Raw genomic sequence first — 13,771 nt, 5'->3', positions numbered from 1 at the left:
CGGTCTCGATTCTGCCCGGAGGGCGTAGGAGCTGACTTGTCTGCGATAAGGGCCGAAGGACCTTCCAGCGGTGGTGAATTCACCATTTTTGCCAGCGCTTCGCACTGGATCGCAGACAAGTCAGCTCCTACAAGGAGGAAATGCCATGAGCCGCGCCTTCGTCAATGAAGATCAAGCCGCCGAACAAGCCAGCCAACCGGTGGAACGACTGGTCAGCGAGCAACCCAACTACGTCACCGCCCACGGGCTTGGGCAGTTGCAGACGCGCGTGGCCGAGTTGCAGGCGCAACACAGCGAACAATCGGCTTTGGGTGATCGGGCGGACAAGCAGCGTCAAGCCGACCTCGAGCGTGATCTGCGCTACTTCAATCAACGCCTGCACAGCGCACAAGTCGTCACACCCGCAATCTCGACCGAGAAGGTGCAGATCGGCAGCTGGGTGACGTTCGCCGATGAAAACGGCGCAGAGCAACGGGTGCAATTGGTCGGCGAAGACCAGGCAGATGCCGCCAACGGATTGATCAATTGGGGCTCGCCGTTGGGCCGAGCGCTGCTGGGCGCGCAATTGGGCGATGAAGTGCTGTGGAAGCGCCCGGCGGGGGATCAGATGATTGAGATTCTGGGGATTGAAGCGGATGTTTGACCGCGCCTCGGTCCTGTAGGAGCTGCCGAAGGCTGCGATAAGGTCTGAAAGACCTTCATTGTCCGCACAACCGATCGCAGCCTTCGGCAGCTCCTACAGTAGATTTGTGTACCCAAAAAAACGGAGCCCGCAGGCTCCGTTTTTTATCAGGCCAGTTTTTTGTAGCGTACCCGGTGCGGCTGGGAAGCGGCGTCGCCGAGGCGTTTTTTGCGGTCGGCTTCGTACTCGGTGTAGTTACCTTCGAAGAACACGGCTTGCGAGTCATCTTCGTAGGCGAGGATGTGGGTCGCTACCCGGTCCAGGAACCACCGATCGTGAGAGATCACAATCGCGGCGCCAGGGAAGTCGAGCAAGGCTTCTTCCAGCGAACGCAGGGTTTCCACGTCGAGGTCGTTGGACGGTTCATCGAGCAGCAGGACGTTGGCGCCCTCTTTGAGGGTCAACGCCAGGTGCAAGCGGCCGCGCTCACCACCCGAGAGGTCCTTGACGAACTTCTGCTGATCGCCGCCCTTGAAGTTGAAACGCCCGACATAAGTGCGCGACGGGATTTCATAGTTGCCAATGCGGATCTGATCGGAACCGGCAGACACCATTTCCCATACGGTTTTCTTGCCGTCCAGGTCGTCACGGCTCTGATCGACACACGCCAGTTGCACGGTGTCGCCCACTTCGATGCTGCCCGAATCCGGCGTTTCCTTGCCCATCAGCATGCGGAACAGGGTCGATTTACCGGCACCGTTACCACCGATCACACCGACGATGGCACCTTTAGGCATGCTGAACGACAGGTTGTCGATCAATGCGCGGTCGCCATAGCCCTTGCTGACGTTCTTGAACTCGATGACCTTGTCACCCAGACGCGGACCGGCCGGGATGTAGATTTCGTTGGTCTCGCTGCGCTTCTGGAATTCCTGCGATTGCATTTCTTCGAAGCGTTGCAGACGCGCCTTGGATTTGGACTGGCGCGCCTTGGCACCTTTGCGAACCCACTCCAGCTCGTCTTTCATGGCCTTTTCATGGGCCGTCTGCTGCTTGGATTCCTGGGCCAGACGATCGGACTTCGCTTCCAGCCAGCCCGAATAGTTGCCTTCGTACGGAATACCCGCGCCGCGGTCGAGTTCGAGAATCCAGCCGGCGACGTTGTCCAGGAAGTACCGGTCGTGCGTGATCGCAACCACGGTACCCGGGAAATCGTGCAGGAAGTGCTCCAGCCAGGCGACGGAATCGGCGTCCAGGTGGTTGGTCGGTTCGTCGAGCAGCAGCATGTCGGGGGCCGACAGCAGCAGGCGGCACAGAGCAACCCGACGTTTCTCACCACCGGAGAGGTGTTCGATCTTCGCGTCCCAGGCAGGCAGACGCAGCGCATCGGCGGCGACTTCCAGTTGACGCTCCAGGTTGTGACCGTCGCTGGCCTGCAAGATGGATTCGAGCTTGGCCTGTTCAGCGGCCAGTTTGTCGAAGTCGGCGTCCGGGTCGGCGTATTCGGCGTAGACCTGATCAAGACGCGCCTGCGCATTTTTGATCACGCTGACCGCTTCTTCGACCACTTCACGCACGGTTTTGGTCGGATCCAGCTGTGGCTCTTGCGGCAGATAGCCGACGTTGAGCTCTGGCATTGGCCGAGCTTCGCCGTCGAACTCAGTGTCGACACCGGCCATGATTTTCAACAGCGTGGATTTACCCGAGCCGTTCAAGCCGAGTACGCCGATCTTGGCGCCCGGGAAAAACGACAGGGAGATATTTTTCAGAATTTCCCGCTTCGGCGGCACAACTTTGCTCAGCCGATGCATGGTGAAGACGTATTGAGCCATGGAAAGAAAACCTGATGTCTGTGGCTGTGAATAGAGTGCGAGCGTTGTGCACGTCCCGAAAGTTGTGCGCGCTTCGAAAATAGCGGTTCAATTTTATTTATCTACGGCACTTGCCGCCAGACAGATTGAAGCCTTGAATGAAACAGTTCCAAACCGGAAATCGATTGCCGACCTCGTTTCAGCTGGATCTGGATCAATGCTTGCAAGCAGTGGAATCACTATTGTAGGAAACGGGCTACACCGCGCGTTGGGCAAAGCTACCCGAATGCACCCGGCAGGGCAAACCATCCAGCCCAATGGGGCTGGCACTTTGCCACATATCAAGGCATGCTAGCCGCCCTCCGGGCGTCCAGCTTATAGTGCATTTCGCATTCGCTGCTTCAGTCCAGCCGTCAGGATTAAAGTTTGTCCACATCAACGCCTTCTTCTTCTCTGCGCACACCTATAGGCGCGCCCACTGCGCCTTTGCGCGGCTCATTGAAAAGTGCGCTTGCGGCCTTGGTGCTGCTGATGCTCGTGCTGCTGTTCTGGCAACTGATGGATCAATTCCAGCAGACCCAGGATCGCCAACGCCAACGCAGCCTCGACTACAGCGCCTTGTTGGCCGACCGCTTGAGCCTGAACATGGCGCTCAATGCGCAGATGGCACTCAACCTCCTGGATGACCCGAAACAGCAACCCCAGACTGTCGAACAACAGGCACGGGTGCTGGAAAAACTGCGCCAGAGCTTGCCCTCATTGCGCAGCGCGGCCTGGTTGAATGCAGCGGGCGAAGTAGTGATCGACAGCGCCAGCAGCGATACCACCCCGCCCGGCGACGCAGCCTTTCTCACACAATTGATGCAGCGCAGTCAGGCACATCCTTATTACTTCGCCAACGCAGCGGATGGCTCACAGATTTATTTGCTGGTGCGCCAGCCTGGCGAAACGACAAAAGGCTATTGGGCCCTGCGCATGACGCCCGAAGTGCTGACCATGCTCACTCACCACAAGGCTCAAGACTTCCAGCCCAATTGGCAGTTGGAGAATCACCTCACCCAGAAGGTCATCTATCGCGATGACACCAGTGTGGCGCAAACCGGCCGTGTCGAAAGCTCCGTAGACAACAGCGATAACGATGTCCAGAACGTCTTACTGTCGACGTTGACCAACAGCGACTGGCAATTGCGTGGCTTGTTCGATGCAGACAAAGCGCGACTGGTGTTGCTGCCGCCACTGATCGGCAAATGCCTGATCGGGCTGCTGTGCTCGCTGTTGCCGCTGCTGGCCCTGACCAGCCTGCGCCGTCGCCAACGCCAGTTGTACGAGAGCAAACGCCGCTATCAGGGTATTTTCGACGGCACCGGCATCGCGCTCTGCGTGCTGAACCTGTCAGGGCTGCCAAGCCATCTGGAGAGGCTGCAGTTACAGAGCAGCGATGACCTGAATCGTTTGCTGGAGACCGAACCGGAGCTGTGTCAGGAACTGCTGCAACAACTGCGCATTACCGAAGTCAATCAGGTTGCACTTGATCTGCTGAACGTCGAGTCAAGCGCACAGGCGTGGAAGCAACTGATCAAGGGTGATCCATGCTGCCAACAGGGGATCGGCCTGCAACTGATCCACGCTGTGCTTAACAAACAGAGCCGGCTCGAACTGGAAACCCGCCTGGCCAATCCACAGGGCGAAGACCAGCACTTGTGGCTGGTGATGCGTCTGCCGGAGCAACCGATCGACTACTCCGCAGTGATCCTCAGCATCAGCGATATCAGCAGCCGCAAGCGGGTCGAGTTGTCGTTGCTCGAGCGCGAAAGTTTCTGGTCGGACGTGGTGCGCACCGTGCCGGATCACCTGTACGTGCAGGATGTACTCAGCCAGCAAATGATCTACAGCAACCACCATCTTGGGCAGACGCTGGGCTACAACAAGACCGAACTGCTGCAGATGGGCGAATACTTCTGGGAAATTCTGTTGCACCCGGACGATGCCGAACGCTATCAGGACATGCGTTTGCTACAGCGGCAGTCCGGGCATGTCGAGTTGATGCAATGCCAATTGCGCTTTCGTGACCGCAATAACCGCTGGCGTCGTTTCGATATCCGCGAGCAAGCGTTGGCGCGCGACAAGCACGACCATGTCACGCGGATCATCGGCGTGGCCAAGGACATCACCGAGCAAGTCGAAGCCAGCGAGTCCCTGCGCGACAGTGAGCAACGCTACCGAATGCTCGCTGAAAGCATCAGCGACGTGATTTTCTCCACCGACAGCGTGTTGAAACCCAACTATGTCAGCCCTTCGGTGCAAACCATTCTGGGCTACAGCGCAGACTGGATTCTCGACAACGGCTGGCAATCGACCCTCGCCAACCCACAGCAACTGATCGGGATGTACTCGCTGCTCGACCGCGTCAGCAAGGCGTTGGGCAAACCCGACGCGCTGGCAAAACTGCGCGCGGACTTGCCGACGCAGCTGTTCCTGTTCGATTGCCTGCGAGCCGACGGGCGCAAGATCCCTATCGAATTGCGTCTGGTGCTGGTGTGGGGTGAACACGGGGCGTTTGAAGGTATTCTGGGTGTCGGGCGCGACATCAGTCAGCAGCGTCGCGCCGAAAAAGACCTGCGCATGGCCGCCACGGTATTCGAACATTCCACGTCGGCGATTCTGATCACCGACCCGGCCGGTTACATCGTCCAGGCCAACGACGCGTTCAGTCGCGTCAGCGGTTATGCCGTGTCACAAGTACTCGATCAACTGCCGACCATGCTGACCGTCGATGATCAGCAGGAAGCGCACCTGCGCTACGTCCTCAAGCAACTGCATCAACGCGGCAGCTGGGAAGGCGAAGTCTGGCTCAAGCGCCGCAGTGGCGAGCATTATCCGGCCTGGGTCGGCATCACCGCAGTGTTTGACGACGAAGGCGACCTCGCCAGCTACGTGTGTTTCTTCAGCGACATCAGCGAGCGCAAGGCCAGCGAGCAACGCATCCATCGCCTGGCCTATTACGACGCCCTGACGCACCTGCCCAACCGCACGCTGTTCCAGGATCGTCTGCACACCGCGCTGCAACAAGCCGAGCGCCAGCAGGCGTGGGTGGTGCTGATGTTCCTCGACCTGGACCGTTTCAAGCCGATCAACGACTCCCTCGGCCACGCAGCCGGCGACCGCATGCTCAAGGAAATGGCCACACGCTTGCTGGGCTGCGTCGACGACGATGACACTGTGGCGCGCATGGGTGGCGACGAGTTCACCTTGCTGCTGCAACCGGGCGCTACCCGGCAGATCGCTCTGAACCGCGCGATCCATGTCGCCGAACAGATTCTCGGCAGTCTGGTAAAACCCTTCGTGCTCGAAGGCCGCGAGTTTTTTGTCACCGCCAGTATCGGCATCGCCCTCAGCCCGCAAGACGGCAACGAGCTGAGTCAGTTGATGAAAAACGCCGACACTGCCATGTACCACGCCAAAGAGCGCGGCAAAAACAACTTCCAGTTCTATCAGGCCGACATGAACGCCAGCGCCCTTGAGCGTCTGGAGCTGGAAAGCGATCTGCGGCATGCCCTCGAACAACAGGAATTCACCCTGTACTACCAACCGCAGTTCAGCGGCGATGGCAAGCGCCTCACCGGCGCAGAAGCCCTGCTGCGCTGGCGTCACCCACGCCGCGGTCTAGTGCCGCCGGGCGATTTCATTCCGGTGCTCGAAGAACTCGGGCTGGTGGTGGAAGTCGGCGATTGGGTGCTGACCGAGGCGTGTCGTCAACTCAAGAGCTGGCACCAGGCCAAGGTCCGGGTGCCAAAAGTCTCAGTCAACATTTCCGCGCGACAGTTCTCCGATGGCCAACTGGGCACGCGCATCGCCAACATCCTTACAGACATCGGCCTGCCGCCGGCCTGTCTGGAGCTGGAACTGACCGAAAGCATCCTGATGCGTGAAGTCAACGAAGCCATGCAGATCCTCGACGGCCTCAAACGCCTGGGCCTGAGCATCGCGGTGGATGACTTCGGTACGGGCTATTCGTCACTGAACTACCTCAAGCAATTCCCCATCGACGTGTTGAAAATCGACCGCACGTTCGTCGATGGCCTGCCCTCGGGCGAGCAGGACGCGCAGATCGCTCGCGCCATCATCGCCATGGCCCACAGCCTCAACCTGGCGGTCATCGCCGAGGGCGTGGAAACCCATGAGCAGCTGGAGTTCCTGCGCGAACATGGCTGCGACGAAGTTCAGGGCTACCTGTTCGGCCGCCCGATGCCGGCCAATCGCTTCGAAGCGCAATTCAGCAATGATGCGTTGTTTATGTTCGACTAAGAGCAGTTGCAAGCTTCAAGCCGCAAGCTGCAAGTGATCCGCTTGTGCTTGTGGCTTGCCGCTTGAAGCTTGCCGCTCAAATCCCGCTCATCTGCCACATGACTGCCTTTCATATGCCAGATAAAACCCGATGGGTTAGAATGCTCCCCTTTTCTACTGCCCCGATCCTTGAGGACCGCCATGTTCAGCCGTGATTTGACTCTCGCCAAGTACGACTCCGATCTCTTTGCCGCCATGGAGCAAGAAGCTCAGCGCCAAGAAGAGCACATCGAGCTGATCGCCTCGGAAAACTACACCAGCCCCGCCGTCATGGAAGCTCAGGGCTCGGTTCTGACCAACAAGTACGCCGAAGGCTATCCAGGCAAGCGTTACTACGGCGGCTGCGAATACGTCGACGTGGTTGAGCAGCTTGCCATTGACCGTGCTAAAGAACTGTTCGGCGCCGATTATGCCAACGTCCAGCCACACGCTGGCTCCCAGGCCAACAGCGCGGTCTATCTGGCCCTGCTGCAAACCGGCGACACCATTCTGGGCATGAGCCTGGCCCACGGTGGTCACCTGACCCACGGCGCCAGCGTCAGCTCGTCCGGCAAGTTGTACAACGCGGTGCAGTACGGCATCGACGGCAACGGCCTGATCGACTACGACGAAGTCGAGCGTCTGGCGGTTGAACACAAGCCAAAAATGATCGTGGCGGGCTTCTCCGCTTACTCGCAAGTGCTGGACTTCCCGCGCTTCCGCGAAATCGCTGACAAAGTCGGCGCGTACTTGTTCGTCGACATGGCTCACGTAGCCGGTCTGGTTGCCGCTGGCGTGTACCCGAACCCGATTCCGTTCGCTGACGTGGTCACTACCACTACTCACAAAACCCTGCGCGGTCCACGCGGCGGCCTGATCCTGGCCAAAGCCAACGCCGACATCGAGAAGAAGCTGAACTCCGCTGTCTTCCCGGGTGCCCAGGGCGGTCCGCTGGAACACGTGATCGCGGCCAAGGCTGTCTGCTTCAAAGAAGCGCTGCAGCCTGAGTTCAAGACCTACCAACAGCAAGTGGTCAAGAACGCCAAGGCCATGGCTGGCGTGTTCATTGAGCGCGGCTTCGACGTCGTGTCCGGCGGTACTGAGAACCACCTGTTCCTGCTGTCGCTGATCAAGCAGGACATCACCGGTAAAGACGCCGACGCCGCACTGGGTCGCGCCTTCATCACCGTGAACAAGAACGCCGTGCCAAACGATCCAAAATCCCCGTTCGTGACCTCCGGTCTGCGCATCGGCACCCCAGCGGTGACCACTCGCGGCTTCAAAGAGGCCGAATGCAAGGAACTCGCTGGCTGGATCTGCGACATCCTGGCTGACCTGAGCAACGATGCCGTGATCGACAGCGTTCGCGCGAAAGTCAAAGCCATCTGCGCCAAACTGCCGGTGTACGGCGCTTAATCGCCCCGTTATTGGCTGTATAAAAAGCCCCGACTCGCGAGAGCCGGGGCTTTTTGTTGTCTGGAAGATCGCTTTCGCAGCGGGACGCGCAGTTGCAAGCAACTACGCGTCCCGCTGCGAATGGAATTAACGCGAAATGTCTGACACTCGCGCAAACCCCGCCCGAATCTTCTCTTCCGGTAATTCATCGGCAATGAACACGATCACGCTTTCGCGTTTTTCGTCTTCAGCCCATTCGGTATCCCAGTCAAATCCGTAGAGCTTCAGCACGCCCTGGAACACCATGCGCCGTGGTTCGTTGGCGATGTTGAGTACACCTTTGTAGCGCAGCAGTTGTTTGCCGTGGTCTTCCAGCAGTTCGTTCATGAACTCGCTGAGCTTGTCGATATCCAGTGGCTTGTCGCTGCGCAGGACGAGACTGGTGATGCGGTCGATGCTGGTAGCGCTAGTCACCGGCATCAGCGGGCGCAAGGTCACGCCGCCGCCGAGGTCGGCGTTGAGGTTGAAACCGCGCACGTCCAGCAGTTCAGACAGATCGATGTTGCCGTGTTCCACCACGCGGATCGGCGCACGGCGGTTGATGCGGGTCAGTCGTTCGCTCAATGCCTCGAAGGCTGCCTCATCCACCAGATCGCGTTTGCTCACCAACAGGCGATCTGCGAAACCGATCTGAGCCTGGGCGATGGTCTGGGTCAGGTGCTGGTCGGCGTGGGCCGCATCCACCAAAGTGATGATGCCGTCGAGGATGTAGCGTTCACGCAGCTCCTCATCGATGAAGAAGGTTTGCGCCACGGGGGCCGGGTCGGCCAGGCCGGTGCATTCGATCACCAGGCGGTCGAAGGTGATCTCTCCGCTGTCGAGCCGCTCCAGTAACAGATACAGCGCTTTGGTCAGATCCGTGTGAATGGTGCAACACACGCAGCCGTTGGACAGGGTCATGACCTGTACCGGCTCCGTGCCGAGTAATTGGGTATCGATCCCGGCATCGCTGAATTCGTTTTCGATGACGGCGATTTTCAGGCCATGTTCGGCCTTGAGCAGATGACGCAGCAATGTGGTCTTGCCCGCGCCGAGAAAGCCACTGAGGACAGTGACCGGAATGGGTTGCGAAACAGTCATGCGTACTCCTGCTTTTTAATGCTCTTCATAACCAGCCCCAGAAACGAAAACGCGCCACGACTGGCGTGGCGCGGGGTCAAAAACTACAGTCCATCAAAGGCTCAGCAGCATTTCGGACCGCCTTTTCCGCCGTAACGTGCTTCCTGGCGTTCGCGAAAAAACGCCTCGTAGGTCATCACCGGCTTGTCCGGATGCTTGATCTGCATATGCTCGACGTAATTGTCATAGTCAGGCATGCCCACCATCAGGCGCGCGGCCTGACCGAGGTATTTCCCGAGACGACTCAGGTCATTGAACATGTACAGCTCCTCCATTGCAGCCAGTTGAACTTGGGCTCATCGTGCTTCCGGCAACGCCTGGAATGGCGCCTCTTTATCCGTACGCTGTTTGCTGCCCCAAGCCGAAACACCGACCTTGATCGCGTAGAACAGGATGCTGAACACCACGAACAGGAACAGCGCGGTCAACGCAGCGTTGGTGTAAGCGTTGAAGATCACGTGTTGCATCTGATCGATGCTATTGGCCGGAGCCAGCACCTTACCCGCCTCCAATGCTGCGCGGTATTTGCTCGCCAAGGCGAGGAAACCGACCGCCGGATCGGCGTCGAACAGCTTGATGAAGCCTGCCGTCGTGGTGCAGACCAGCAGCCACACAGCCGGCAGCAGGGGGACCCAGATGAAGCGTTGGCGTTTCATTTTGATCAGTACGACCGTGGCGAGCATCAGCGCGATACCGGCGAGCATCTGGTTGGAAATACCAAACAGCGGCCACAAGGTATTGATCCCGCCCAACGGGTCGATCACACCTTGATAGAGCAGGTAGCCCCACATCGCCACGCAACCAGCAGTCCCGATCAGGTTGGCTGTCCACGATTCAGTACGTTTAAGCGCGGGCACCATGGTGCCCAGCAAATCCTGGAGCATGAAGCGACCGGCACGGGTACCGGCATCCACCGCCGTCAGGATGAACAGCGCCTCGAACAGAATCGCGAAGTGGTACCAGAACGCCATGGTGTCTTTGCCCGGCAGGACCTGGTGCAGGATCTGCGCGATACCCACGGCCAAGGTCGGTGCGCCACCGGCACGGGCCAACACGGTGGTTTCGCCGATGTCCTTGGCCACTGCGATCAACGCGTCCGGGGTGATGGCAAAGCCCCAACTGCTGACCGTCTGCGCCACCGTGACAGCGTCGGCGCCGACAATCGCCGCCGGGCTGTTCATCGCGAAGTACACGCCCGGATCGATGACCGAAGCTGCAACCATGGCCATGATCGCCACGAAGGACTCCATGAGCATCGCGCCGTAACCGATGTAGCGGGAGTTGGCTTCGCTATCGAGCAACTTCGGCGTGGTGCCCGAAGCGATCAGTGCGTGGAAGCCGGACACCGCACCGCAGGCGATGGTGATGAACAGGAATGGGAACAACGCCCCCTTCCAGACCGGGCCCGTACCGTCGACGAACTGAGTCAACGCCGGCATTTTCAGCTCAGGCGAAACAATCAGGATGCCAATCGCCAAGGCGATGATGGTGCCGATTTTGAGGAAAGTGGACAGGTAATCCCGGGGCGCCAGCAGCAGCCAGACCGGCAATGACGCCGCAACGAAGCCATAACCGACCAGCATCCAGGTGATTTGCACGCCGGTGAAAGTGAAGGCCTTGGCCCACACCGGATCGGCAGCGATTTGGCCACCGAACCAGATGGAAGCCAACAGCAGAACCACACCCACCAACGAGATCTCGCCAATGCGGCCCGGGCGGATGTAACGCATGTAAATGCCCATGAACATCGCGAGCGGGATCGTCGCCAGCACCGTGAACATGCCCCACGGGCTACCCGCCAGGGCCTTGACCACGATCAGCGCCAGCACCGCGAGGATGATGATCATGATCAGGAAGCAACCGAACAGGGCGATAGAGCCCGGCACCTGGCCCATCTCCTCACGCACCATCTCGCCCAAAGAGCGACCGTTGCGACGGGTAGACAGGAACAGGATCATGAAATCCTGCACCGCACCGGCAAATACCACACCGGCAATCAGCCAGAGTGTACCGGGCAGGTAACCCATCTGCGCAGCCAGCACGGGACCGACCAGAGGGCCAGCGCCGGCGATGGCGGCAAAGTGGTGACCGAAAAGAATATGTTTGTTAGTCGGCACATAGTCCAGACCATCGTTATTGAGTACCGCCGGGGTGGCGCGGTTAGGGTCCAGCCGCATCACTTTAGTGGCGATGAACAAGCTGTAATAACGATAAGCGACCAAATAAATCGCAATAGACGCAACCACAATCCATAACGCGTTGATTGCCTCTCCGCGACGTAAAGCCACGACTCCCAAGGCAAATGCCCCAACGACTGCAAGGATCAGCCAGGGCACATGGCGCAGCAGGCTATTACTGTTTTTCATTTTTTTATTTTCCAACTGAGTGGACTAGAAGAGCGGCCCTTCAAGTTTAGCCCCACCAGCGCGAAAGACCATCCCCCACCACCATGGTCTAGTATGACGCTATAGTCAGCGCATCAGAGGGTGACATCATGACCGAATCACACGCAGATCGCCGACGCTTCAAACGCATCGCCTTCGACGCCAAAACCGAACTCAGCCAAGGCCCGAATCGCTGGCCCGTGCAACTGATCGACCTGTCCCTCAAAGGCCTGCTCATCCACCGCCCCGCCCCATGGCTCGGCGACCCGAACCAACCCTTCGCCGTCGATATCCACCTGAGCGAAGACGTCGACGTGCGCATGGACGTGCAACTGACCCACGAAGAGAACGAACAACTGGGGCTGGTTTGTTTGCATATCGGGCTGGAGTCAATCAGCCATTTGCGGCGGTTGATCGAGCTGAATCTGGGGGATATGGAGGAGCTGGAACGGGAGATGAGGGCGTTGGTGGCGGGGTGAGGTAACTCTGGGCGGGCCTGCAACTACGCGTCCCGCCGCGATAGCGGTGTGTCAGACACACCGCGTCAAGCCATTCGCCAACACGTTTTTTCCCAAGATAGAAGGCCAACCCTATGGGTTGGCCTTCTATCTCCCGCAGCAAGCGAATTATTCGAACAGCGCGTCCAACGCCTGCTCAAGCCGGGTCACGGCGATGACTTGCAGGCCCGCGGGCGCCTCTTTGGGGGCATTACCTTTGGGTACGATGGCGCGTTTGAAGCCGTGTTTTGCGGCTTCTTTCAAGCGCTCCTGACCGCTGGGCACGGGGCGGACTTCGCCGGACAGGCCGACTTCACCGAACACCAGCAGGTCGTGGGGCAGCGGGCGGTTGCGCAGGCTGGACATGACGGCGGCCATCAAGGCGAGGTCGGAAGCAGTTTCCAGCACTTTCACCCCGCCGACCACGTTGAGGAATACGTCCTGATCATGGGTAGGAATACCGCCATGGCGATGCAGGACAGCCAGCAACATGGCCAGTCGGTTCTGATCCAGACCGAGAGTGACCCGACGTGGATTGGCCAGATGGCTGTCGTCGACCAACGCCTGGACTTCCACCAGCATCGGCCGGGTGCCTTCCCAGGTCGCCATGACCACACTGCCGGGTACTTCTTCCTGAGCGCGGGACAGAAAAATCGCCGAAGGGTTGGAGACTTCTTTCAAGCCTCTGTCGGTCATGCCGAATACACCCAGTTCGTTGACCGCGCCGAAACGGTTTTTCACTGCGCGCAGCAGGCGCAGACGGCCGTCTGACTCGCCTTCGAAATACAGCACGGTATCGACCATGTGTTCGAGGACGCGAGGACCGGCCAGCGCACCTTCCTTGGTGACGTGGCCAACGAGGAAGATCGACGTACCACTCTGTTTCGCGTAACGCACCAGCAGCGCCGCGCTTTCGCGCACCTGCGACACACCGCCCGGCGCCGATTGCAGTTGCTCGGTGAAGATGGTCTGGATCGAGTCGATCACCATGACCTTGGGTTGCTCGATGCGGGCCGTGGCGATGATGGTTTCGATGCAGGTTTCGGTCATTACCCGCAGCTTGTCCTGGGGCAGACCCAAGCGTCGGGCGCGCATGGCGACTTGTTGCTGGGACTCTTCACCGGTGACGTAGAGCGCCGGCATCTGCTCGGCGAGGGCGCACAGGGTCTGCAAGAGAATGGTCGATTTACCGATGCCGGGGTCGCCGCCGATCAGCACCACCGAACCGTCCACCAGGCCGCCGCCCAGCACGCGATCTAGTTCGGTGGAGTTGGTGGAGAAGCGCGGGACTTCCTCGACACTGACTTCAGCCAGGGTCTTGATCTGCGCCTGCTGCCCGGTCCAGCCAGAGCGCCCGCTCGGAGGGGCTGCGGCGCCGCTTTCCAGCACGGTTTCGACCAGGGTGTTCCAGGCGCCACATTCGCCGCACTGGCCAGCCCATTTTGGAAAAGTCGCACCGCACTCGGTACAGCCGTACATGCGCTTAGCCTTGGCCATAACCACCCCAGTTTTAAAAGGGGGCAATCATAACGTAGGTTGGCGCTTCTGCGAGTCAGTACG

Annotated in this window: 9 protein-coding genes; 4 read left to right on the top strand and 5 right to left on the bottom strand. The window is 59.3% G+C overall.

What is annotated here, in order from left to right; translation table 11 throughout:
• The first annotated feature begins 145 nt into the window (after positions 1–145).
• A complete protein-coding gene (locus tag AC1MEE_RS29235) occupies positions 146–643 on the top strand; it encodes a GreA/GreB family elongation factor (protein ID WP_480412901.1) in 498 nt (165 codons plus the stop codon).
• Between the two features lie 146 nt (positions 644–789).
• On the opposite strand, the gene ettA is transcribed toward AC1MEE_RS29235, so the two are convergent.
• The gene (gene ettA, locus AC1MEE_RS29230) at positions 790–2,454 is read right to left on the bottom strand and encodes an energy-dependent translational throttle protein EttA (RefSeq protein WP_480412900.1); all 1,665 of its coding nucleotides are present in this window, start codon (positions 2,452–2,454) and stop codon (positions 790–792) included.
• 405 nt (positions 2,455–2,859) lie between these two features.
• On the opposite strand from ettA, the gene AC1MEE_RS29225 reads away from it, so the two are divergent.
• Both AC1MEE_RS29225 and glyA read left to right on the top strand, forming a co-directional pair.
• Positions 2,860–6,738, top strand: a complete 3,879-nt coding sequence (locus tag AC1MEE_RS29225) for an EAL domain-containing protein (RefSeq protein ID WP_480412899.1) — start codon at positions 2,860–2,862, stop codon at positions 6,736–6,738.
• A 180-nt stretch (positions 6,739–6,918) separates the two neighbouring features.
• On the top strand, positions 6,919–8,172 hold the full coding sequence (gene glyA, locus AC1MEE_RS29220) for a serine hydroxymethyltransferase (RefSeq protein ID WP_480412898.1): 1,254 nt from the start codon (positions 6,919–6,921) through the stop codon (positions 8,170–8,172).
• 126 nt (positions 8,173–8,298) lie between these two features.
• Here the strand turns inward: glyA and yjiA are convergent, their stop codons facing one another.
• From yjiA to AC1MEE_RS29205, 3 genes are all read right to left on the bottom strand, one after another.
• Positions 8,299–9,291: a GTPase gene (gene yjiA / locus AC1MEE_RS29215; protein ID WP_480412897.1), complete on the bottom strand. Its 993-nt coding sequence runs from the start codon at positions 9,289–9,291 to the stop codon at positions 8,299–8,301.
• 101 nt (positions 9,292–9,392) lie between these two features.
• Entirely contained in the window at positions 9,393–9,590 is a 198-nt protein-coding gene (locus AC1MEE_RS29210) for a YbdD/YjiX family protein (protein ID WP_480412896.1), read from the bottom strand.
• Positions 9,591–9,626: 36 nt separating this feature from the next.
• Positions 9,627–11,696 (bottom strand): carbon starvation CstA family protein, encoded by a 2,070-nt coding sequence (locus AC1MEE_RS29205; protein ID WP_480412895.1) that lies wholly within the window; start codon positions 11,694–11,696, stop codon positions 9,627–9,629.
• Between the two features lie 128 nt (positions 11,697–11,824).
• Here AC1MEE_RS29205 and AC1MEE_RS29200 point away from each other — a divergent pair, with 128 nt between their 5' ends.
• Positions 11,825–12,193: a PilZ domain-containing protein gene (locus AC1MEE_RS29200; protein ID WP_480412894.1), complete on the top strand. Its 369-nt coding sequence runs from the start codon at positions 11,825–11,827 to the stop codon at positions 12,191–12,193.
• A gap of 147 nt (positions 12,194–12,340) precedes the next feature.
• Here AC1MEE_RS29200 and radA read toward each other — a convergent pair whose 3' ends face one another.
• Complete coding sequence (gene radA, locus AC1MEE_RS29195) at positions 12,341–13,708, bottom strand: DNA repair protein RadA (protein ID WP_480412893.1); 1,368 nt, start codon at positions 13,706–13,708, stop codon at positions 12,341–12,343.
• Between the last annotated feature and the right edge of the window lie 63 nt (positions 13,709–13,771).

Source organism: Pseudomonas sp. ASL3, from assembly GCF_056680425.1.
Note: the sequence above shows the minus strand (reverse complement) of the source record. Positions and strands in the feature narration are given on the sequence as shown.